Consider the following 19,833-nt stretch of genomic DNA (forward strand, 5'->3'; position numbering starts at 1 on the left):
TATGCCGGGGCACAGCCCCGGCAAGCGAGTCAATAGCTGCGGATCAGTCCGACCAGCCGGCCCTGGATGCGCACGCGGTCCTCGGGAAGAAGACGCGTCTCGTAGGCCGGATTGGCGGCCTCCAGCGCGATCATCGATCCTTTGCGGCGATAGCGTTTCAGGGTGGCTTCCTGATTGTCCACCAAGGCCACGATGATGTCGCCCGTCTCTGCGGTGTCCTGTTCGCGGATCACCACGACATCGCCATCGTTGATGCCGGCCTCGATCATCGAATCGCCGGTCACCTCAAGCGCGTAATGATGTTCACGGCCCGACAGCATCGTTCCCGGCACCGCGACATGGTGCGACACTTCCGAAATCGCCTCGATCGGCACACCGGCGGCGATACGGCCCATCAGGGGCAACTGAACCGCAGGGCTGTCGACGACCGTCATGGCGCCGCGCGGGCGGGCGGGGCGCGTGTTCGAGATGACGCGCGGCGTGAAGGCCGGACGCGTCTCCTCGGGGGCGGCGTCGGTCAGGTGGGACAGGGCGTCGGGCAGGCGAAGCACCTCGAGCGCGCGGGCACGGTGCGGCAGGCGCCGGATGAAGCCTCGCTCTTCCAGCGCGGTCACCAGCCTGTGGATGCCGGACTTGGACCGCAGGTCCAAAGCATCCTTCATCTCGTCGAAGGAAGGCGGCACGCCGTCCCGCGCCATCCGCCTCTGGATGAACTCAAGCAGTTGGATCTGCTTTTTCGTCAACATGGCCCGCCCTTTTCTTCGTGTTCCGCGTCTGTTCTAGCTTATCCACAGAATCGCGTCAATCAGTTGACCGTGAAAGGGTGAAAAAACAGTTAACTAGCGGCAAGGGGAATGTAATCGACCAGATCGCCTGCCGATCTGGCCGGATCATGCGGCGGACGAACCAGCAGTGCATTCGCCTGTGCCATCAGCGCCAGCCGTGCCGAATCCTGATCCGCGAAGGGCGCGATCAGGGGCAGGTCCTCGCCCGCAGCCAATGTCGCCCGCAGGTAATGCTGACGGGGTCCTTCAGCCGGCAGGTCATGGGCCAGCCTTGCCTTGCGCAACGGCGCATCCGCCGGAAGCCCCTGCATCGCGCGGATCAGCGGCTGCATGAACAGAACCGCGCAAACCATTGCCGATACGGGATTTCCTGGCAGGCCCAGCATGGCGCCTTTCGCCATCCGGCCCGCCATCAGCGGCTTGCCGGGACGCAGCGCGACCTTGTAAAAGGCCTGTTCGATACCGTGTTCCTGCGCGATCTTGCCGATCAGGTCGTGGTCGCCGACCGATGCGCCGCCGATGGTGACCAGCAGATCCGCGTCCGCCGCCGCGCGGAAACTGGCACGCAGGCTGTCCTCGGTGTCGCGGGCGATTGGCAGGATGTGCGGCTCGCCGCCCGCATCACGGACCATGGCCGCAATGGCCAGGCCGTTCGAGCTGATGATCTGACCCTCCGCAGGGTCCGTGCCAGGGGGAACCAATTCATCGCCGCCCGCCAAGATGGCGACGCGGGGGCGCGCGGCGACCGTGACATTGTCGACGTTCATCGCGGCCAGCAGACCGATATGAGCGGCGCCCAGGACGATCCCCGGCGCGACGTTATCGCCTTGCGCAAAGTCGTTGCCGCGCGCCCGGATGTTGCTGCCCCCGGATCGGGTCACAACGCGGATCACGTCGCCGTCGCGGTCCACGTTCTCCTGCAGTTCGACATGGTCAAAGCCTTGCGGGACCGGTGCGCCGGTGAAGATGCGGATGGCGGTGCCCGGGCGGGCAGTGCCGCCCCACGGATGGCCTGCCGCGCTGGTGCCGATCACAGTCAGGGCGTCGTCCAGATCGGCCGCCCGCATCGCATAGCCGTCCATCGCGGACGCGTCGAAGGGTGGCTGGGTCAGCCGGGACACGGCGGGCTGCAGCAGGGCGCGGCCATGGGCGTCGGCCAGGGACACAACCTCGGGGCGCGGCGGGTTGGCAAGCGCCAGAACGCGTTCAAGGGCCTCGGCGACAGAGATCATCGCGGCGCCTCGTAGGGGCCGGACTTGCCGCCGTCCTTGCGCAGCAGGCGGATGTCCTGAATTTCCATCGACTTCTGCGCCGCCTTCAGCATGTCGTATACGGTAAGGCAAGCGGTCGTGACGGCGGTCAGCGCCTCCATCTCGACCCCGGTGCGGCCGGTGGTGCGGACGGTCGCGGTGACGCGGATACCGGGCAGGTCTGGATCGGCCACAAGGTCGACCGCGACCTTGGCCAGCGCTAGCGGATGGCACAGCGGGATCAGATCGGCAGTGCGCTTTGCGCCCATGATGCCCGCCAGGCGCGCCACGCCCAGCACGTCGCCCTTGGCCGCGCCCCCCTGCGCCAGGGATAGCGTTTCCGGTGTCATGATCACGCAGCCCGTGGCCACGGCCTCGCGCGCGGTTTCGGACTTGGCCGAGATGTCGACCATATGCGCCTGACCAGCGGCGTCGAAATGCGTCAGGGTCATGCGGCAACGTCCAGTATGGCGCGGGTGGCCGCGGTCACGTCGGCCTGACGCATCAGGCTTTCCCCGATCAGGAAGCGCCGCGCGCCGGTCTGCATCATCGCGCCCAGGTCCGCCGGGGTGAACAGCCCGCTTTCGCAAACCAGCTGGCGGTCGTCGGGGATGCGCGGTGCAAGGTCGCGCGTTACGTCAAGTGTGACGTCGAAGGTCTTGAGATTGCGGTTGTTCACGCCGATCAACGGTGATTTCAGGCACAGGGCGCGGTCCAGTTCGGGCGCGTCATGCACCTCGATCAGGACATCCATGCCCCAGCTCATAGCAGCATCCTCCAGGTCGCGGGCCTGGGCGTCGTCGACCGAGGCCATGATGATCAGGATGCAATCCGCGCCCAAGGCCCTGGCCTCGGTCACCTGATAGGTGTCGTAGAGGAAATCCTTGCGCAGCGCCGGCAGGTCGCAGGCGGCGCGCGCGGCCGTCAGGAACGCGGGCGCGCCCTGAAAGCTGGGGCCGTCGGTCAGCACCGACAGGCAGGCCGCGCCGCCCGCCTGATAGGCACGGGCCAGCGACGGCGGATCGAAATCGGGCCGGATCAGGCCCTTGGACGGGCTGGCCTTCTTGATCTCGGCGATCAGGGCGGGGCCGCCGGCTGCGGCCCGGTCCAGCGCGCGGGCAAAGCCGCGGGGGGCGTCGGCCGCACGGGCCTGCGCGTCGAGGTCGGCCAGCGGACGCGCGGCCTTGGCGGCGGCGATCTCTTCCAGCTTGTAGGCCTTGATCTTGTCCAGAATATCCATGCCCCCGTTCTATCCCCACCGCGCGGGCGGGGAAAGGGGGCGCGGCGGTCAGCCGGTCCAGTCGATGGCCGCACGCCCCTGGTCCGTCAGCCAGTCGTTGATGCGGCTGAAGGGCCGCGATCCAAAGAACCCGCGCCGGGCCGACAGGGGCGAGGGATGGGCCGTGGCGATCACCAGATCCTGCGCGCGCGGCAGGCCCGCCACCGCTTTCCGCGCGTGATTGCCCCACAGCAGGAAGGCCAGCGGACCGTGCGCCTGCGCCTCGGCAACGGCCTGTCGGGCCAGCCGTTCCCAGCCCCAGCCCGCATGGGCCCCGGCCTGTCCCGGCACGACCGACAGCGCGGTGTTCAGCAACAGCACGCCCTGATGCGCCCAATGCGACAGATCACCCGTGGTGGGCGCGTCGCCCAGGTCGTCGCGCAGTTCGGCAAAGATATTGCGCAGCGACCGGGGCAGCGGCGTGTCGGGCGTGACCGAGAATGCCAACCCGTTCGCATGGCCCGGTGTCGGATAGGGATCCTGACCCAGGATCACGACGCGCACATCCCGCGGCGATGTCGCCTGCAGGGCCGCGAAGATCCGATCAGGCCCGGGCAGGAACGCCGTGTCCGCCAGCCGGTCGCGGATCACCGGCCAGTCGTCCCGAAAGAACGGCAGATGCGCCCAGTCCGACGGAGGGGTCACGATTCGGGTGCGCCGGTGACCTGCGCCAGCGCCACCAGCCGTGCCTTTGCCGCACCGCTGTCCAGCGATTCGGCGGCCATCCGGGCCCCGTCGCGCAGGTCGGGAACCCGCCCCGCGATCAGCAGCGCAGCGGCCCCGTTCAGCAGGACCGCGTCGCGATAGGCGCCCTGTTCGCCGTCCAGCAGGGCCCGGAAGGCCGCGGCATTGTGCGACGGCTCTCCGCCCACGATCGCGGTGAAGGGGTGACGGGAAAGGCCCGCATCCTCGGGGGCGATGGTGAATTCGGTGATCTGGCCGTCCTGCAGCGCGGCCACGTGGCTGTCCTCGGCGATCGACAGCTCGTCCGTGCCGTCGCCGCCATGCACCAGCCAGGCCGATGTCGACCCCAGGTCGCGCAGCACCTCGGCCATGGGGCGCAGCCAGTCGGCACTGAACGCACCGGTCAGCTGGCGGCGGACCCCGGCCGGATTGGTCAGCGGTCCCAATAGGTTGAAGACGGTGCGCGTGCCCAGTTCGGTCCGGGGCGGGCCGACATGGCGCATCGCCGGGTGGTGCATCGGCGCCATCATGAAGCAGATGCCCGCCTCGTCCAGCGCGCGCTGCGCCACGGCGGGGCCGCCCAGCACGTTGATGCCCATCTGGGTCAGCGCATCGGCCGCCCCGGATTTCGACGACAGGTTGCGGTTGCCGTGCTTGGCCACGGGTACGCCGGCCCCCGCCACGACAAAGGCCGTCGCGGTCGAGATGTTCAGCGTCCCCTTGCCGTCGCCGCCGGTGCCCACGATGTCCATCGCGCCGTCGGGGGCGGTGACGCGGTTCATGCGGGCGCGCATGGCGCGGGCGGCGGCTGCGATCTCGTCCACGGTTTCGCCGCGCACGCGCAAGGCCATCAGCAGGCCGCCGATCTGGGCGGGGGTCGCCGCACCGTCGAACAGCGCAGAGAAGGCGGCCTCGGCCTCGGATCCCGTCAGGGGGCGTTCGGCGGCAAGGCCGATCAGGGGGCGGATGTCCGTCATGCGGCGTCCTTGCGGAAAGTGCAGCGGTCCAGGAAATTGCGGATCATCTCGTGTCCGAACTGCGAGGCGATGGATTCGGGGTGGAACTGGACGCCCTCGATCGGCAGGTCGGAATGGATCAGACCCATGATCGTGCCGTCGTCCGACGTCGCGGTGACGCGCAGGCAGTTCGGCAGGGTCTCGGGTTCGACGGTCAGCGAATGATAGCGGGTGGCGTTCAGCGGCGATTGCAGCCCCGAAAATACGCCCGTGCCGTCATGGCTGATCGCGTCGACCTTGCCGTGCAGGATGCGGTTGGCGCGCACGACGCGACCGCCGAACGCCTCTCCGATCGCCTGGTGGCCCAGGCAGACCCCGAACAGCGTCACGGCGCGGTCCGCGGCCGCGCGGATCAGGTCCAGGCAGATCCCGGCCTGCGCCGGATCGCACGGCCCCGGAGAGATCACGATCCCGTCCGGCGCCATCGCCAGGGCCTCGTCCACGGTGATCTGGTCGTTGCGGCGCACGACGACCTCGGCCCCGGCCTCGCCCATGTAATGGACAAGGTTCCAGGTGAAGCTGTCGTAATTGTCGATCAGAAGGATCATCGATGCACCTTGCGGCCAGAAGAAGGGGGGCGGTTTCCCCCGGAAAAAGCGTCCGCTATAGATGGGCCAAAGCGCCACCGGGGGTCAAGACCGGGCGGACGCACAGCACGGACGGGGCAGGGATGGCACGGGGATTTCTGGCGGGGGCGGCGACGGGCGGGCTGGTTGGGGTCCTGACGCTGGCCGGGCTGTCGCTGGCGGTGCCGCTGGCGCCGCCGGGGCGCGACGCGCTGTCGATCGGCATGCCGATCGGGTCCGAATTTGGACGCGGGGGCGACGTCTCGCCGACCTTGCCCGCACCCAGTGCGGCCAGCCTGCGCGATGCGGCCACGCCCGCCGCGGTGCCCGCACCCCAGGATGAACCGGCCCCCGTGACGAATGACACGATGCGCCCCAGCCTGCAGCCCACGGACCGGATGCCCGCGCAACCCGCGCCCGACATGGCCGCCGATGCGCCCGGCCTGACCCTGCGCGACGATACGCCGGTGACGGTGACCGGCCCCGCGCCCCAGCCCGCGATCCGCGCGGCGCAGGACGGATTGCCGCGGATCGCGCCGTCGGACGATGTGCCGCTGGACCGGGCGCCCGCGATGCCCGCGCCGGCGCTGGACCTGTCGCTGCCGCCGGACCTGACCGACCTTCGCAGAATGGAACGAGACTGACATGCGCCCGCTGAACCCCGCCCTTGCCGCGACCTTTGCCCCCCCGGTGATGGAGGCGCGCCGCTGGCTGAGCGGCGTCAGCTTCCCCGCCGACCGACCCCTGATCAATGTCAGCCAGGCCGCCCCCGTCGATCCGCCGCCCGAAGGGCTGCGCCGGGCCATCGCCGAGGCGGCCCTGCACCGACCCGAGGCGCATCTGTACGGCCCCGTCCTGGGCAACAGCGATCTGCGCGATGCCGTGGCGGCGCAGTTTTCCGCCGCCTATGGTGGTGCTCTGACGGGGACCAACGTCGCGATCACCCAAGGGTGCAACCAAGCGTTCTGCGCGGTCATGGCGACGCTGGCCGGACAGGGCGATCAGGTGATCGTGCCGACGCCGTGGTACTTCAATCACAAGATGTGGCTGGACATGGCAGGCGTCGCCACGGTCCCGCTGCCCTGCGGGGCCGACATGCTGCCGGACCCCGATCACGCGGCGGCGTTGATCACGCCCGCCACGCGAGCGATCGTGCTGGTCACGCCGAACAATCCGTCGGGCGCGGAGTACCCGGCCGATCTTGTGGGGCGGTTCTTCGATCTGGCGCAGGCGCACGGGATCGCGCTGGTGGTGGACGAGACCTATCGCGATTTCGACAGCCGCGACGGGGCACCGCATGACCTGCTGACACGGCCTGACGGGGACGGGACGCTGATCCAGCTCTACAGCTTTTCCAAGGCCTATCGCCTGACCGGGCATCGTGTCGGCGCCATCGTCGCCGGCATCGAGCGGCTGCAGCAGGTCGAGAAGTTCCTGGACACCGTGGCCATCTCTCCGTCGCAATTGGGTCAGATTGGCGCAGTCTGGGGGATGGAGCACCTGAAGGACTGGCTGGCTGGAGAGCGGGCCGAGATCCTGGCGCGCCGCGCCGCCGCCGCGGCCGCCCTTGGCGCCTTGCCCGGCTGGCGGTTGAAAAGCGCGGGGGCGTATTTCGCATGGGTCGAACACCCGTTCGCCGAAGGCTCGGCCGATCTGGCGCGGCGGATGGTGCGGGACGCAGGCGTCCTGGCGCTGCCCGGAACGATGTTTACGCCCGAGGGCGACGCCACGGGCCCGCGCCACCTGCGCATCGCCTTTGCCAATGTCGATGCGGACGGAATCGCGGCGCTGGCGGACCGGCTGGCCGGCCTTTCGGCCTGATCCACTTGTGGCTGACCCGCCCGCGCCCTAAAGACGGGCGGGACACGACCACGAGGAAGGCCGCGCCATGTCACAGCTGCGTACCAAGGGCAAATCGACCATCGTCTGGATCCTGATGGGTCTGATGGTGCTGGGGCTGGGAGGCTTTGGCATCACCAGCTTTTCGGGCGGCACGACCGAGATCGGATCGGTCGGCGACACCAAGATCACGGCCGACGACTATGCCCGCGCCCTGCAATCGGAAATGCGCGCCTTTTCCCAGCAGACCGGCCAGCAGATCACCATGCAGCAGGCCCAGCAGATGGGGCTGGCGCAGTCGGTGCAGGCCAATCTGATCGCGGCGGCCGCGCTGGCGGAACAGGCGCGCGCCATCGGCGTGTCGGTGGGCGATGCGCAGGTCGCGCAGACGATCATGCAGGCGGGCGCCTTCCAGGGCCCGAACGGGTCGTTCGACCGTGCCGCCTATGCCGAGGTGCTGCGCCGCGAGAACCTGACCGAGGCCGATTTCGAGGCGACCGTGCGCGACGACGAGGCGCGCCTGCTTTTGCAGCGCGCCGTCGTGGGCGGCGTGACAGCGCCGGCGCCGATGGTCGACCAGACCGCGCGCTGGCTGCTGGAGACGCGCGATTTCAGCTGGCGCGAACTGACCGAGGACGAGTTGCCCGCCCCCGTGGCCGAGCCCGACGACGCGACGCTGCGCGCCTGGCATGCGGCCAATGGCGACCGCTTCACCGCGCCCGAGACGCGCGCGATCACCTATGCCTGGGTGACGCCCGACATGCTGTCCTCCGAGGTGCAGCTGGACGAGGCCGCGCTGCGCGACACCTATCAGTTGAACATCGACCAGTTCCAGCGCCCCGCGCGCCGGATGGTCAGCCGGCTTGTCTTTCCCGACGAGGCGCAGGCGCAGGCCGCCCGCGAGCAGATCGACGCCAACACCGCGCCCTTCGAATCCTTCGTCCTGCAGCGCGGACTGACGCTGGACGACGTCGATCTGGGCGAGGTGACCGAGGCGCAGCTGGGTTCGGCGGCCGAGGCCGTGTTCGCGCTGGACCAGCCGGGGGTCGTGGGCCCGCTGCAGACCGATCTGGGCCCTGCGCTGTTTTCGGTGAACGCGATCCTGGACCCCGTCGACATTCCCTTCGAGGAAGCGCGCGAAGGCCTGCGCGGAGAGGCGGCGCTGTCCGCGGCCGCGCGCCAGATCCAGGACCGCATCGCGGATCTGGAGGACGCGCTGGCAAGCGGCGCGACGCTGGAGGAACTGGCCGAGGATACCGAGCTGGAACTGGGCCAGATCGACTGGACCGCCGACGCGGAGCCGGCCGAGGGCAGCATCGCGGGATACGAGGCGTTTCGCGAGCGCGCCGCCCAGATGGAAAGCACCGATTTCCCCGAACTGGCCGAACTGGCGGATGGCGGCGTCTTCGCGATGCGCTTGGACGAGATCGTTCCACCGACCCTGCGCCCCTTCGAAGAGGTCCGCGACGAGGTTCTGGCCGATTGGCGCCGCGCCGAGGTCCAGCGCCAGCTGCTGGAACTGGCCGCCGATCTGAGCCTGGCCGAGGTCGCCCAGACCGAGGCGACCCCGGACGAGGCGCAGGCCGACGACGCCTCCGCGTGGACGACCGAAACCGGCCTGGCGCGCAGCGACTGGATGGACGGACTGCCGCCGCAGCTGCTGTCGCAGGCCTTTGCCGTGACCGAACCCGGTCAGGCCGAGGTTGTCGATGCGGGCGACCGGGTGTTCGTCGTGCGGCTTGACCAGATCAACGATGCCGACCTGTCTCAGCCCGATGCCGCGCAGGTGCTGGACGGGGTGCGGTCGCGTCTGGATCAGTCGCTGCAGGTCGACCTGTTCGACTATTACGCCCGCTATGCGCAGCGCCAGTCCGCGGTCGAATTGAACCAGTCCGCGATCAACGCCATCAACGCCCAGGTCCAGTGATGCAGCTGACGCCGGAATTTCCGCAGTTCGAGGCCGAATGGGCCGCAGGTCGCAACCAGCTGGTGACCATCCGGCTGGCCGCGGACCTGGACACCCCGGTCAGCCTGATGCTGAAGCTGGCCGAGGCCGCACCGCAGAGCTTCATGCTGGAATCGGTCACGGGCGGAGAGCTGCGCGGCCGCTATTCGATCGTCGGCATGAAGCCAGATCTGGTTTGGGAATGCCGCGACGGTCAGGCGCGGATCAACCGGCAGGCGCGGTTCTCTCAGGACTTCGAGGATGATACCCGCCCGGCGCTGGACAGCCTTCGGGCCCTGATCGCGGAAAGCCGGATCGACGCGATGCCCGAGGGCGTGCCGCCGGTCGCGGCGGGCCTGTTCGGCTATCTGGGCTATGACATGATCCGGCTGGTCGAAGATCTGCCGGATGTAAATCCCGATCCGCTGGACCTGCCGGACGCGATGATGATGCGCCCGTCGGTCGTGGCCGTGCTGGACGGCGTGAAGGGGGAGGTGACCCTGTGTGCTCCGGCTTGGCATGACGGTACCGACAATGCGCGCGCGGCCTATGCGCGGGCGGCGGAACGGGTCATGGATGCGCTGCGCTCGCTTGACCGGCAGCCGTCAGAGCCGCGGGTGATGGGCGACGACACGCAGATCGGCGCGCCGGTGTCCAATTTCGCCAAGCCCGATTATCTGGCCGCGATCGAGACCGCAAAGGATTACATTCGCGCGGGCGACATCTTTCAGGTGGTTCCCAGCCAGCGGTGGCGGATGGACTTTCCGCTGCCGCCCTTTGCGCTTTACCGCAGCCTGCGGCGGACCAACCCGTCGCCCTTCATGTTCTTCCTGAACATGGGCGGTTTCCAGATCGTCGGTGCAAGCCCCGAGATCTTGGTCCGCCTGCGCGACGGAGAGGTAACGATCCGCCCCATCGCCGGAACGCGGCCCCGCGGCGCGGACGAGGCGCAGGATCGTGCGCTGGAGGCCGATCTTCTGTCCGACCAGAAGGAACTGGCCGAACACCTGATGCTGTTGGATCTGGGCCGCAACGACGTGGGTCGCGTGGCCAAACCCGGCACCGTCCGCCCGACCGAGCAGTTCGTGATCGAACGCTATAGCCATGTCATGCACATCGTGTCCAACGTTGTCGGAGAGTTGCGGGAGGGCGAGGACGCACTGTCCGCGCTGTTGGCGGGCCTGCCTGCCGGGACGGTGTCGGGCGCGCCCAAGGTCCGCGCGATGCAGATCATCGACGAGCTGGAGCCTGAAAAGCGGGGCGTCTATGGCGGGGCAGTCGGCTATTTCGCGGCCAATGGCGAGATGGACATGTGCATCGCGCTGCGCACCGGCGTGGTCAAGGACAAGGCGCTGTATATTCAGGCTGGCGGGGGCGTCGTCTACGACAGCGACCCCGAAGCGGAGTTCGAGGAAACGGTTAACAAAAGCCGTGCCCTGCAGCGCGCCGCAGAAGGCGCGTCGCGGTTCGTCCGCGGAAACAGCTGAGCGCAACGAAAAACGGCGGCCAAAGGGCCGCCGTTCTTTCGTCAGGATCGCAGATCAGTTGGCGGGTGCGGTCTCGGTCGTCGTGCCGTCGGCCGGTTCCGTTGCCATCGTGTCTGCCGGCTCGGTCGCCATCGTGTCGCCGGGTTCAGCCATACCGTCGGCGGGTTCGGCCGCCATGTCACCTGCAGGTTCGGTCGCCATCGTGTCGGCGGGCGGGGTCGCGGTGCCGGTAGCCATCGGGTCCGCGGCAGGGGCGGCTGCCGGGTCAGCGGCCGGGTCGCTCATCATGTCGCCGGCCGGGGCTTCCTGATCGCGGAACACGTATTCGGGTGCGGCCTCAGCCTCTTCGCGGGTCAGATCACTGGTGATCTCCTGCGCGTCCGAGTTGATGGTCAGGTCAGCCCACGGCAGGGCGATCTGCTTCTGGCCGATGCCGAGGAAACCACCCACGCCGATGATCGCGGCCTTCATCTCGCCGGTGTCGCCATCGACGATCAGGTCGCTGATCGAGCCGATGTCAGTGCCATCAGGCGACGTCACGCTGGCGCCGGTGATCCAGTCGATGCGCCATTCGTTTTCAGCCTGCTGAACCTCGACCTTTTCTGCAGCGGATGCGGCAGCGGCGGCTTCATCGACGTCTTCGGTGGCCATATCGTCCGTAGCCATGTCACCCGTCGCCATGTCCCCGGTTCCGGAGTCGGTCATGGGGGCGGTCTCGGCGGGCTCCATCGCGGGATCAGCGGCGGGCGCCGTATCCTGCGCGAAGGCTGCGCCAAGGGTCAGAGGCAGAGCAAGGGTGGTGGTCAAAAGCAGCTTACGCATGTCTTTGGTCTCCTGTGTGTGCCTTGCGGGTTGCTTGGGCAGCCCGCCATTGGGTGCTTAATGCACCGGCATCACGTCAGGTTCCCGCCCTGTCGGTGACAGAAATGTCAGGGGTTCGCCAAACCCCTGATATCGTTTCAGTCTTCGCCGCGGAAAGGTTGCACGTACTGCAATGCCATGTCCCATGGGAAGAAGATCCAGGTGTCCTGACTGACCTCGGTCACATAGCTGGCGACCATCGGCTTGCCCTTGGGCTTGGCATAGACGGTGGCCAGGTGCGCCTTGGGATACATCTCGCGGATCAGTTCCAGCGTGCGTCCCGAATCAACCAGGTCGTCCACGACCAGGATGCCCTCGCCGTCGCCCATCAATTCGGGGTCGGGGCGCTTGAGGACCTCCAGCTGGCCCTGGCCCGCTTCCGTGCCGACGCCCTTGTAGGAGCGGATCGAGATCGTGTCGATGGTCCGGATGTCCAGTTCCCGCGCGACGATCATCGCGGGGACAAGCCCGCCGCGTGTCACGGCGACCACGGCCCGCCATTCGGTGCCGTCCATGCGCCATGCCAGGGCGCGCGCGTCGCGGTGCAGCTGGTCCCAGCTGACATGGAAGCCTTTTTCGTGCGGCAGGCGGTCGTTCATCGTTGTCTCCTTCACGGGCGCAGGACCAGGGACAGGCCAAGGGCGGCAATCGCCAGCCCGGCCCCCCGGTCGATCCAGAATTTCAGGGCCGCATAGCGCCGCCGCAACAGCGGCAGGGCCATCAGGCTGGCCAGTGCGGTATAGAAGAACAGCTCGACCGACAAGGCCACGGCATAGATGGCGCCCTTGTCGGCGACACTCAGCGCTGTGGGGAAGATTGACAGCAGCACGGCGGAGTAAAACAGCGCCGGTTTCGGGTTCGACAGGTTCAGTGCCATGCCGGACCACAGGCTCATCCCGCCCGCCGCGGCGTCGGGCATCGGGTCGCGGGCATGGATCCACATCAGGATTCCGATGCGGATCAGATAGGCCCCGCCCAACAGTTTCAGCAGGATCAGGGTCCAGGGGGCGACGCGGAACAGGGCTGTCAGCCCCAGCAGCGCGACCAGGCACCAGACCGACGCGCCGATCGCCAAGCCCCACCCATAGGTCAGCGCGCGTCTGCGCCCCAGGGCAAAGGCGCCCTGGCTGACGGCGATCACGCCGGGGCCTGGTGACAGGATCGCGGCCGACAGCGTGGCCACGAAGATGCCCATCTGTTCGGCCGTGATCTGGATCATCGGGGCTACGTGTCCGTCAGTCCTTCTTGACGGTCGCGATGTCGGGGGCGTCGACGGCCTTCATGCCCACGACGTGATAGCCGGCATCGACGTGATGCGTCTCGCCGGTCACGCCAGCACCAAGGCGCGACAGAAGGTACAGGGCGGAATTGCCGACATCTTCCTGCGTGACATTGCGACGCAGCGGAGAGTTCAGTTCGTTCCACTTCATGATGTAGCGGAAGTCGCCGATGCCGCTGGCGGCCAGCGTCTTGATCGGACCGGCGCTGATCGCGTTGACGCGGATGTTGTCCTTGCCGAAATCCTCGGCCAGATAGCGGACCGAGGCTTCCAGCGCGGCCTTGGCGACGCCCATCACATTGTAATGCGGCATGACGCGTTCGGCGCCGTAATAGGTCAGCGTCAGCATCGACCCGCCATCCTTCATCATCGCGGCCGCGCGGCGCGCGACGGCGGTGAAGGAATAGACCGAAATATCCATCGTCATCAGGAAGTTGTCGCGTGTCGTCTCGGCATAGCGGCCGCGCAGCTGGTCCTTGTCCGAAAAGCCGATGGCATGGACGACGAAATCCAGCCCGTCCCATTTCGCGCCCAGATCCGCGAACAGGGTATCGATCGATGCCTCGTTCGACACGTCGCAGGGCAGCACCGTGTCCGACCCCAGCTGCGCCGCCAGCGGATCGACGCGCTTCTTCAGCGCATCGCCCTGATAGCTGAACGCCAGTTCCGCACCCTCGGCCGCCAAGGCCTTGGCGATGCCCCAGGCAATCGACTTGTCGTTGGCCAATCCCATGATGAGACCGCGCTTGCCGGCCATCAGGCCGGGCCTCTGCTCGCTTGACATGTCCTGTCCCTCACGCTTTCAACCGTTTCAAAGGTGATTAGGGCAAGTGTCCTGTCGCAGCAAGCACAAGGAATGCGCGATGAGTGATCGGACCGGAATCTTTGCGGGCGACGACCCGTTCGACATCGCCCGCGTCTGGCTGGAAGAGGCGCGGGCGTCCGAGCCCAATGACCCGAATGCCATCGCGCTGGCCAGCGTCGATGCAGACGGGCTGCCGGATGTGCGGATGGTCCTGCTCAAGGATATCGACGGGCAGGGGCTGGACGGATCCTTCGTCTTCTATACCAACTATGACAGCGCCAAGGGCCGCCAGATCGAGGCCTCGGGCAAGGCGGCCTTCGTGATGCACTGGAAATCGCTGCACCGGCAGATCCGCGTGCGCGGCACCGTCACCCGAGAGGACGGACCCCAGGCCGACGCCTATTACGACAGCCGAGCGCTGCAGAGCAGGTTGGGGGCTTGGGCCTCGCGCCAGTCGCAACCGCTGGATGCCCGCGCGACGCTGGTGGCCGAGGCCGCTAAGGCCGGGCTGCGCCACGGTCCGCGCCCCGCGCGGCCGCCGTTCTGGGGGGGCTATCGCATCACTCCGTCGCATCTGGAATTCTGGGCGGACGGCGCGTTTCGCCTGCACGACCGGTTCCGGTGGACCCGCGACGCGGATGCCGGATGGTCGGTCGAACGGCTCTATCCATGACCCGCCGCGATATGTCGTCGCAGGAACGGAACCAACTTTTGTTAACCTCGTTGGCATAGTCTCGCCTCCAAGCCACTGTTGTGTTGTAGTCAGTGGAGGGGGTCATTACTGTCCTAGGACAATTGGCTAGCGTGAATACGGAAATGCGATGACAGAAGACGGCAGCCTCAAGCTGGTGACAGGGTTGGTCAAGTGGTTTGACCCCTCGAAGGGCTATGGCTTCATTCTGGACGAAAACGGCGGCAGCGATATTCTGTTGCATGGCAACGTGTTGCGCAATTTCGGCCGCAGTTCCGTCGCTGATCAGTCACGCGTGCAGGTGCTTGTGCAGCATACCAGCCGCGGCGTGCAAGCCGCAGAGGTCGTTTCGGTCGAGCCACCCGCCACCGACGGACAGGCCCCCATCGCCGACCTGGACATCGACATCATCGAGAACCTCGACAGCCTGCCGCTACGTCCGGCGCGCGTGAAATGGTTCGACAAATCCAAGGGCTTCGGGTTCGCCAACATCTTCGGTTACTCCGAGGATGTCTTCATCCATATCGAGGTCCTGCGCCATTCCGGTTTTGCAGACCTTGCCATCGGGGAGGCGCTTTGCCTGCGCATCGTCGAGGGCCCGCGTGGCCTCATGGCGGCACAGATCGCGGCATGGGATGCGGCGCAGACGGCCCATGACGAAAAGGCGCAGGCCGAATCGCTTCACAACTCGCTTCCCCATGTTGCGGAGTAGCCTTGCCGCCGCCCTGTTGCTGGCGCTTGCTGCGCCGCTTGCGGCCCAACCCATCGTCCCGGCAGCCGATGCGCAATGCAGGTCGGATGCGGCGCTGATTCGCACAACTGGCGACACGGCTCTGTCCTTTCAGATCGAGGTTGCCGACACACCCGAATCACGGGCCCAAGGCCTGATGTTCCGCAGAAACCTGCCTGCGGGACAGGGAATGCTGTTCGTCTATCCCGAACCCCAGCCGGTCAGTTTCTGGATGCGTAACACGCTGATCCCGCTCGACCTGATCTTTTTCGACGAAACCGGCGTGATCCGTCATATCCACCGCAACGCCCGCCCCTTGGACGAAACGCCGATCCCCGGTGCCGCCGTCGGCGATCCGCAGCCGGACCGCCTGATGGTCCTGGAAATCGCAGGAGGCGAGGCGGCAAGGTTGGGCCTTGGCGCCGGCCAGCAGCTGGCTCATCCCGCGCTGGATCGCACTACCGCAGCTTGGCCGTGCCGCTAGGGCTTTTCACCACCGCGCCCTTGCGCTAAAGCGCAGGTGTCGGGGCGTAGCGCAGCCTGGTAGCGCGACGGTTTTGGGAACCGTAGGCCGTAGGTTCGAATCCTATCGCCCCGACCACTGAACACCGCGATTCTATTGATGCGTTGCGCGCCCGCTTACGCGGTATTCTCTCGATCTTTGTTCAGAACCTATCGCGATCAAACGATCATCTGTTCAATGCCAAGGCGTTGGCATCGATCATCTCGTCCCAAAGCGTGGCGAACATCGCATCGGGAGCGGTGCTTCGGCCGTGCATCAGCGGATAGGCAAGAAAGTGCGGTCGTTCAGTGTCGGGCCGGGTGGAGGCGAAATAGCGTTCCGCCAGCCCGCACAGAACGTCGTCCGGCTTGACCGCCGCCATCATCTCCTGATGAAAGAACGGCGTGCGGCAGAAGACGATCTTGCGCCAGTAACGTGCCAACTCTGTCAACAGCGAGCGAAAGAACGAGTCGCCAAAGATCATTAGCGTCCGCGGCGTTACCGATTTCGGGGACGATATCAGGTGCATGATTCCCATGTTCCCGGCCTGAACCCCATTGGCAGCCGAGGTGATCTGGGGGTGTGCCATCGGCGAACGCCTGATCTCGCTGATTTTCGGCGTGCATTGTGTACCCAGGTCCCCCACGTATTCTCTGTCCGGACCCATGCTGGATGTAAGATCAGCCAGAACCTTGCTTGCATCGATATGCAAAGTTCGTTCAGCCACGTCGGCGGCCAGATGCATGTTCGCGACGGGAGTGTAGTGACTGTCGGTCATGCTCAGCCGATCATTCCGCCCGAACAGATGGTCGATCGGATAAAGCAGATCGTTGGGCCGCGCGTCAGATGGCATCGAGCGTTCGAATATTGATCGATACCCAAGCCCTGCCGTGACGGCGTTCAGAACAATCGGATCGGGAAACACCCATTGGGAATAGGTGCAGCCGTTCTCATCCGCCCACTGCTTCCGCGTGCGATGATTGCGTCTGAAAATCTCGATGCGCTCCTCCGGCACCGTGGAACTGCCGCGTTCGAACATCTGCGCGACCCCGTGATTTCCGCCGACAAGCACAAGCCGCCCGTCCTCCAGGCGACGTATATTGGGCGGCACCGTCACGTCGGGTTGCGCAATCATCGGGATGTGTCCTTTTCGACTGTCATGCCCATCTCAGTACCGTTCCGCAGCCTGACGTTTCAAGTTGTGACAGAACCGCATGGTGGGCCGCACCGCGACGCCCAACCGAACCCGTGCAGAGGCGACGGGTGGCAGCCGCGGTTCTTCCGCGGTCCGGACATGGAAAAGGGGCCGCATGGGCCCCTTGCTTCCGGCGATCTTTCCGGTGTTATGCAGCCTTCTGGGCGTCCAGTTCGCTGACGACGGGACGGGTGCCGTCTTCGCGGGCATAGTATCCGTACATCTGATCCAGTGCGGCATCTGCCTGCTGGCTGCGCTTGCGGTCCGCGATGCTCAGCGGCTTCTGGGTCTGGTTCGACATTGTCATTCTCCGATCAGGGCGTTTCCTCCCGTGACCGTCAGATATTGACTGCCCAGTCAAAATGAAACCGCCCTGACGCAAGGTCAGGGCGGGTGCAGGGCAGCCATGCAATGCGGACAACTCAGCCGATGCGCAGGATCCGATGCTTTTTCTTGCCGACCGAGATCTTGATGCCGCGCTCCAGTGCAGCCTGGTCCAAGGGCATCTGCGGATCGGTGACAGGCGCGTTGTCGGCGCGCAGGCCGCCTTCGGCCACCAGTCGCTTGACCTCCTTGCCGCTGGCGACGATGCCCGACTGGACCAGGGCCTGCGCGATGGTGACGCCTTGCGCCTGATCGGCGGGCAGCACCGCGACCTCCAGATCGCCGCCCGCGCCGCCGTCCTGAAAGACGCTGCGCGCGGTCGCCTCGGCACTGGCGGCGGCATCGGCGCCATGCAACAGGGTCGTCACCTCGTTAGCCAGACGGACCTTGGCCTCGTTGATTTCGGACCCCTGCAGCGCGGTCATGCGGTCGCATTCGTCCACCGGCAGTTCGGTGTACAGCTTCAGGAACCGGCCCACATCGGCATCGGTTGTGTTGCGCCAGAACTGCCAGAACTCATAGGGCGACAGCATGTCCGCCGACAGCCAGGTCGCTCCGCCCGCCGACTTGCCCATCTTGCGCCCGTCGCTGGTCGTCAGCAGCGGAGAGGTCAGGCCCCAGACCTGCCGGTCGTCCACCCGCCGCGTCAGGTCGATTCCGTTGACGATGTTGCCCCACTGGTCCGACCCGCCCATCTGCAGAACACAGCCGTGGCGGCGGTTCAGCTCCAGGAAGTCGTAGGCCTGCAGGATCATGTAGTTGAATTCCAGGAAGCTCAGCGACTGTTCCCGGTCCAGCCGGGACTTGACCGATTCGAAGGACAGCATTCGGTTGACGCTGAAATGCCGGCCGATGTCGCGCAGGAAGGTCAGGTAGTTCAGGCCGTCCAGCCATTCGGCGTTGTTCAGCATGACCGCCCCGTCGGGGCCGTAATCCAGATAGCGGGCGAAGACCCGGCCCATCCCGTCGATATTGGCCTGGATCGCGGCATCGTCCAGAAGCGGGCGCTCGTCGCTGCGGAAGGACGGATCGCCGACCTTGGTCGTGCCGCCGCCCATCAGGGTCAGCGGCTTGTTGCCGGTCTTCTGGAACCAGCGCAGCATCATGATGTTCAGCAGGTGCCCGACATGCAGGCTGGCTGCCGTCGCGTCATAGCCGATATAGGCCGTGATCGGTCCTGCCAGCAGCGCCTGATCCAGCCCGGCGTAATCCGTGCAGTCGGCCAGGTAGCCGCGTTCGGACATGATGCGCAGGAAGTCGGATTTGGGCTGGTATGTCATGGGCTTCATCCTTGTGTATCCGCGCGATATACAGGCAGGAGCAGCGAAGGAAAAGCGATGATCCGGGCTTTGGGGATGATGTCGGGCACGTCGCTGGACGGTGTCGACGCGGCGATGATCGAAACCGACGGGGTGCGAATCGGCGGCTTTGGGGACAGCGCCTTTCGTGCGTTCGGCGACAACGAATCGGCCGTGCTTCATGCGGGGCTGGGCCTGTGGCCCGACGCGCCGGAGGTGACGGAGCTGGCGCAACTGGTCCAGGCGGCCCATGCCGACCTGGCACGGCAGTTTCCAGATGCGCAGCTGATCGGGTTTCACGGCCAGACGCTGGCCCACGATCCGCGCGGGCGCGGCACGCATCAGGCGGGTGACGGCGCGGCGCTGGCGCGCATGACGGATCGCCCCGTGGTCTGGGATTTCCGGTCCGAGGATGTGCGTCAGGGGGGCGAGGGCGCGCCTTTGGTGCCGTTCTTTCATTGGGCCTGCGCGAACTGGGCCGTGGGGCAGGGGCGCCTGCCCGCGGCCCCCGTGGCGTTCCTGAACCTGGGCGGCGTCGGCAACATCAGCTGGGTGGACCCCACGGCCCCCGCACCCGAGACCGCCGGTGCCTGCGTCGCCTTCGACACGGGGCCTGCGAACGCGCCATTGAACGACCTGATGCGCCGGCGCCGCCGTCAGTCGCGGGACGAAGGCGGCGCACTGGCGGCCAGCGGCACCGCCGATCAGGGCATCGTCGCGGCGTTCCTGGATGATCCGTGGTTCCGGCGACCCGCCCCCAAATCCTTGGATCGCGATCAGTTCGCCGGCTTGACCAGCGCGGTTGCCCCGCTGTCCGATGCCGATGCGGCGGCGACGCTGGTGTCGGCACTGGCCGGATCGGTTGCGGCAGGCATGGCGTGGCTGCCCGCGCTGCCTGCGCAGGTTCTGGTCTGCGGCGGGGGGCGCCACAATACGGCCATCATGGACGCGCTAACAGCAGCGTTGCCCGTGCCCGTCCGGCCGGTCGAGGCGATCGGTCTGAACGGCGACATGCTGGAGGCGCAGGCCTTCGGCTGGCTTGCGGCGCGCGTGCTGCGAGGGCTGCCCATATCGGGGCCGATGACCACGGGCGTTCCGGCACCGGCCTGCGGAGGACGGATCAGTCACCCACGATCACGTGACTAGATCATACAAATGTTTAGGGAACGGTCTTCGAAATGCCCGCGTTGATGCCGTGAAGATGACGAAAAGACATCATCGAAACAAAGAATTGATG

General features: G+C 66.7%; 22 protein-coding genes and 1 tRNA gene. 9 read left to right on the forward strand and 14 right to left on the reverse strand.

Going from position 1 to position 19,833, the window contains the following annotated elements:
• Positions 1–29: 29 nt before the first annotated feature.
• From lexA to LZ686_RS09710, 7 genes are all read right to left on the reverse strand, one after another.
• Positions 30–746: a transcriptional repressor LexA gene (gene lexA / locus LZ686_RS09680; protein ID WP_045980823.1), complete on the reverse strand. Its 717-nt coding sequence runs from the start codon at positions 744–746 to the stop codon at positions 30–32.
• Positions 747–835: 89 nt separating this feature from the next.
• Positions 836–2,017, reverse strand: a complete 1,182-nt coding sequence (locus LZ686_RS09685) for a molybdopterin molybdotransferase MoeA (RefSeq protein ID WP_349547626.1) — start codon at positions 2,015–2,017, stop codon at positions 836–838.
• Positions 2,014–2,487 carry a cyclic pyranopterin monophosphate synthase MoaC gene (gene moaC / locus LZ686_RS09690; protein ID WP_045980825.1) on the reverse strand — a complete coding sequence of 158 codons (474 nt, stop codon included), beginning with the start codon at positions 2,485–2,487 and terminating at the stop codon, positions 2,014–2,016. The genes LZ686_RS09685 and moaC overlap by 4 nt, the downstream gene beginning before the upstream one ends.
• A complete protein-coding gene (gene trpC, locus LZ686_RS09695; protein ID WP_349547627.1) occupies positions 2,484–3,275 on the reverse strand; it encodes an indole-3-glycerol phosphate synthase TrpC in 792 nt (263 codons plus the stop codon). Before trpC ends, moaC begins: the two co-directional genes overlap by 4 nt.
• Before the next feature lie 48 nt (positions 3,276–3,323).
• Positions 3,324–3,959 carry a uracil-DNA glycosylase gene (locus tag LZ686_RS09700; RefSeq protein ID WP_349547628.1) on the reverse strand — a complete coding sequence of 212 codons (636 nt, stop codon included), beginning with the start codon at positions 3,957–3,959 and terminating at the stop codon, positions 3,324–3,326.
• Positions 3,956–4,975: an anthranilate phosphoribosyltransferase gene (gene trpD, locus LZ686_RS09705; RefSeq protein ID WP_349547629.1), complete on the reverse strand. Its 1,020-nt coding sequence runs from the start codon at positions 4,973–4,975 to the stop codon at positions 3,956–3,958. Before trpD ends, LZ686_RS09700 begins: the two co-directional genes overlap by 4 nt.
• Entirely contained in the window at positions 4,972–5,562 is a 591-nt protein-coding gene (locus LZ686_RS09710; RefSeq protein WP_349547630.1) for an anthranilate synthase component II, read from the reverse strand. Before LZ686_RS09710 ends, trpD begins: the two co-directional genes overlap by 4 nt.
• A 122-nt stretch (positions 5,563–5,684) precedes the next feature.
• On the opposite strand from LZ686_RS09710, the gene LZ686_RS09715 reads away from it, so the two are divergent.
• The 4 genes from LZ686_RS09715 (at position 5,685) to trpE (ending at position 10,851) form a co-directional block, all read left to right on the forward strand.
• Positions 5,685–6,224, forward strand: a complete 540-nt coding sequence (locus tag LZ686_RS09715; protein ID WP_349547631.1) for a hypothetical protein — start codon at positions 5,685–5,687, stop codon at positions 6,222–6,224.
• Between the two features lies 1 nt (position 6,225).
• The gene (locus LZ686_RS09720) at positions 6,226–7,401 is read left to right on the forward strand and encodes an aminotransferase (protein ID WP_349547632.1); all 1,176 of its coding nucleotides are present in this window, start codon (positions 6,226–6,228) and stop codon (positions 7,399–7,401) included.
• A gap of 67 nt (positions 7,402–7,468) precedes the next feature.
• Positions 7,469–9,346: a peptidylprolyl isomerase gene (locus LZ686_RS09725; protein WP_349547633.1), complete on the forward strand. Its 1,878-nt coding sequence runs from the start codon at positions 7,469–7,471 to the stop codon at positions 9,344–9,346.
• Complete coding sequence (trpE, locus tag LZ686_RS09730; RefSeq protein WP_349547634.1) at positions 9,346–10,851, forward strand: anthranilate synthase component I; 1,506 nt, start codon at positions 9,346–9,348, stop codon at positions 10,849–10,851. Before LZ686_RS09725 ends, trpE begins: the two co-directional genes overlap by 1 nt.
• Positions 10,852–10,905: 54 nt before the next feature.
• Here trpE and LZ686_RS09735 read toward each other — a convergent pair whose 3' ends face one another.
• The 4 genes from LZ686_RS09735 to fabI form a co-directional block, all read right to left on the reverse strand.
• Complete coding sequence (locus LZ686_RS09735; protein WP_349547635.1) at positions 10,906–11,673, reverse strand: PRC-barrel domain-containing protein; 768 nt, start codon at positions 11,671–11,673, stop codon at positions 10,906–10,908.
• 137 nt (positions 11,674–11,810) lie between these two features.
• A complete protein-coding gene (gpt, locus tag LZ686_RS09740) occupies positions 11,811–12,311 on the reverse strand; it encodes a xanthine phosphoribosyltransferase (RefSeq protein ID WP_045980835.1) in 501 nt (166 codons plus the stop codon).
• Positions 12,312–12,322: 11 nt separating this feature from the next.
• The gene (locus LZ686_RS09745) at positions 12,323–12,931 is read right to left on the reverse strand and encodes a LysE family translocator (RefSeq protein WP_349547636.1); all 609 of its coding nucleotides are present in this window, start codon (positions 12,929–12,931) and stop codon (positions 12,323–12,325) included.
• A 16-nt stretch (positions 12,932–12,947) separates the two neighbouring features.
• Positions 12,948–13,775, reverse strand: coding sequence for an enoyl-ACP reductase FabI (fabI, locus tag LZ686_RS09750; protein WP_045980836.1), 828 nt, complete (start codon positions 13,773–13,775; stop codon positions 12,948–12,950).
• 79 nt (positions 13,776–13,854) lie between these two features.
• On the opposite strand from fabI, the gene pdxH reads away from it, so the two are divergent.
• From pdxH to LZ686_RS09770, 4 genes are all read left to right on the forward strand, one after another.
• Positions 13,855–14,469 carry a pyridoxamine 5'-phosphate oxidase gene (gene pdxH / locus LZ686_RS09755; protein ID WP_295169049.1) on the forward strand — a complete coding sequence of 205 codons (615 nt, stop codon included), beginning with the start codon at positions 13,855–13,857 and terminating at the stop codon, positions 14,467–14,469.
• 148 nt (positions 14,470–14,617) lie between these two features.
• Positions 14,618–15,199, forward strand: coding sequence for a cold-shock protein (locus LZ686_RS09760; protein ID WP_045999287.1), 582 nt, complete (start codon positions 14,618–14,620; stop codon positions 15,197–15,199).
• Positions 15,186–15,701: a DUF192 domain-containing protein gene (locus LZ686_RS09765; protein ID WP_349547661.1), complete on the forward strand. Its 516-nt coding sequence runs from the start codon at positions 15,186–15,188 to the stop codon at positions 15,699–15,701. The genes LZ686_RS09760 and LZ686_RS09765 overlap by 14 nt, the downstream gene beginning before the upstream one ends.
• Before the next feature lie 40 nt (positions 15,702–15,741).
• Positions 15,742–15,818 (forward strand) — tRNA-Pro (locus LZ686_RS09770).
• An 88-nt stretch (positions 15,819–15,906) separates the two neighbouring features.
• Here LZ686_RS09770 and LZ686_RS09775 read toward each other — a convergent pair.
• From LZ686_RS09775 to tyrS, 3 genes are all read right to left on the reverse strand, one after another.
• The gene (locus LZ686_RS09775; protein ID WP_349547637.1) at positions 15,907–16,854 is read right to left on the reverse strand and encodes an alginate O-acetyltransferase AlgX-related protein; all 948 of its coding nucleotides are present in this window, start codon (positions 16,852–16,854) and stop codon (positions 15,907–15,909) included.
• A gap of 208 nt (positions 16,855–17,062) precedes the next feature.
• Entirely contained in the window at positions 17,063–17,215 is a 153-nt protein-coding gene (locus tag LZ686_RS09780; protein WP_157001283.1) for a hypothetical protein, read from the reverse strand.
• 121 nt (positions 17,216–17,336) lie between these two features.
• Positions 17,337–18,578 carry a tyrosine--tRNA ligase gene (gene tyrS / locus LZ686_RS09785; protein ID WP_349547638.1) on the reverse strand — a complete coding sequence of 414 codons (1,242 nt, stop codon included), beginning with the start codon at positions 18,576–18,578 and terminating at the stop codon, positions 17,337–17,339.
• Positions 18,579–18,635: 57 nt separating this feature from the next.
• On the opposite strand from tyrS, the gene LZ686_RS09790 reads away from it, so the two are divergent.
• On the forward strand, positions 18,636–19,742 hold the full coding sequence (locus LZ686_RS09790) for an anhydro-N-acetylmuramic acid kinase (RefSeq protein WP_349547639.1): 1,107 nt from the start codon (positions 18,636–18,638) through the stop codon (positions 19,740–19,742).
• The last annotated feature ends 91 nt before the right edge of the window (positions 19,743–19,833 follow it).

The organism is Paracoccus sp. NFXS7 (assembly GCF_040148865.1).
Lineage (GTDB): Bacteria > Pseudomonadota > Alphaproteobacteria > Rhodobacterales > Rhodobacteraceae > Paracoccus > Paracoccus marcusii.